This is a genomic window from Streptomyces sp. NRRL WC-3549 (genome assembly GCF_000721935.1).
Classification (GTDB): Bacteria; Actinomycetota; Actinomycetes; order Streptomycetales; family Streptomycetaceae; genus Streptomyces.
On the sequence record NZ_KL585399.1, the window covers coordinates 114489 to 116487 of the forward strand.

General features: G+C 75.1%; 2 protein-coding genes. Both read right to left on the bottom strand.

Annotated elements, in window-relative coordinates; genetic code table 11:
* Positions 1 to 77 precede the first annotated feature (77 nt).
* The gene (aroC, locus tag IH13_RS0115440; RefSeq protein WP_031084783.1) at positions 78 to 1262 is read right to left on the bottom strand and encodes a chorismate synthase; all 1185 of its coding nucleotides are present in this window, start codon (positions 1260 to 1262) and stop codon (positions 78 to 80) included.
* Between the two features lie 126 nt (positions 1263 to 1388).
* Positions 1389 to 1999 (bottom strand): shikimate dehydrogenase (locus IH13_RS0115445; RefSeq protein ID WP_031084785.1); only part of this gene is annotated, 611 nt, incomplete at its 5' end.

Consider the following 1999-nt stretch of genomic DNA (forward strand, 5'->3'; position numbering starts at 1 on the left):
CAGCCGTTCGGCGAGGAGTTCGCCCACGGTGGACTTGCCGACCCCCATCGGGCCGACGAGGACGATCAGCGGGCCGCTCACCGGATCTGGAGGTGGGAGAGGTACGACTGCACGTTGCGGCGGGTCTCGGCCACGCTGTCCCCGCCGAACTTCTCCGCGACGGCGTCGGCCAGGACCAGGGCGACCATGGCCTCGGCCACGATCCCGGCGGCCGGGACGGCGCAGACGTCGGAACGCTGGTGGTGGGCCTTGGCCGCCTCGCCGGTGACGACGTCGACGGTGGCGAGCGCGCGGGGCACGGTGGCGATGGGCTTCATCGCGGCGCGCACCCGCAGCAGTTCACCGGTGGTCAGTCCGCCCTCGGTACCGCCCGCGCGGCCGGAGGTGCGCTTGATGCCGTTCTCGGTGGCCACGATCTCGTCGTGCGCCTTGGAGCCGGGGACCCGGGCGAGGTCGAAGCCGTCGCCGACCTCGACGCCCTTGATGGCCTGGATGCCCATCAGCGCGCCGGCCAGCCGGGCGTCGAGCCTGCGGTCCCAGTGCACGTGCGAGCCGAGACCGACCGGGACGCCGTACGCGAGCACCTCGACGACGCCGCCGAGGGTGTCGCCGTCCTTGTGGGCCTGGTCGATCTCCGCGACCATCGCCTTCGACGCGTCGGCGTCCAGGCAGCGCACCGGGTCGGCGTCGAGGCGTTCCACGTCGGAGGGCCGGGGGTGGACGCCGTAGGGCGCCTTGGCCGCGGCCAGCTCGACGACGTGGGAGACGATCTCGATGCCCGCGGTCTCCTTGAGGTAGGAGCGGGCGACGGCGCCGAGGGCCACACGGGCCGCGGTCTCCCGGGCGCTGGCCCGCTCCAGGACCGGGCGGGCCTCGTCGAAGCCGTACTTCTGCATCCCGGCGAGGTCGGCGTGGCCGGGGCGGGGCCGGGTCAGCGGGGCGTTGCGGGCCTGCTCGGCCAGCACCTCGGGGTCGACCGGGTCGGCCGACATGACCTGCTCCCACTTGGGCCACTCGGTGTTGCCCACCATGACGGCGACGGGCGAGCCCATGGTCAGGCCGTGCCGCACACCACCGAGGAAGGTGACCTCGTCCCTCTCGAACTTCATCCGGGCGCCGCGCCCGTAACCGAGCCGCCGCCTGGCGAGCGCGTCCGCCACCATCTCCGTGGTGACGGGGACACCGGCGGGAAGACCCTCCAGCGTCGCCACCAGTGCGGGGCCGTGCGACTCTCCGGCGGTCAGCCAGCGCAACCTGCTCAACGGTGCTCCTCATGCTCGCGCCTGTAACTGCGACGGCGCGACCGGGTGCGCGGCCCTGGCCCGCCGCCCCTGATCCTCCCACGGCCGGGGGCGCCCACCGGCCGCCGGTCCATCAGACGGACGTTCCTACCGTCCGCGCGCCGCCAGCGCGGCCTCCCCCGCCGCCCGCATGACGGCGAGCGGCGCCTCGCGCCCGGTCATCTGCTCGATCTGGAGGACGGCCTGGTGCACGAGCAGGTCGAGCCCGCCGACCACGGCCGCTCCGCCCGCCGACCAGCGGGAGGCCAGCGCCGTCGGCCAGGGCTCGTACAGCACGTCGAACAGCGTGCCGGGAGACTCCGGTACGGCGCCGGCCAGGGCGTCCGTCGTCCCGGCCGGGGTGGTGGCGATCACCAGGGGGGCCCGCAGGCCCTGGGCCGCGTCGGCCCAGTCGGCCGTGCGGAGGTCGACTCCGAGTCGCTCGCCCCAGCCGCGCATCTCGTCGGCGCGGGCCGCGCTGCGGACGTACGCGGTGACCGGCCCGGCGCAGATCCCGGCGAGGGCGGCCAGGGCGGAGGACGCCGTGGCGCCGGCGCCGAGGATCGCGGCGGACTCGACCGTGCCGACGCCGCGTTCGCGCAGGGCCGCGACCATGCCGGGGATGTCGGTGTTGTCGCCGGTCCGACGGCCGTCCTCGGTGAGGACGACGGTGTTGACGGCCTCGACGGAGGCGGCGGTCCCGCTGATCCCGTCCAGCA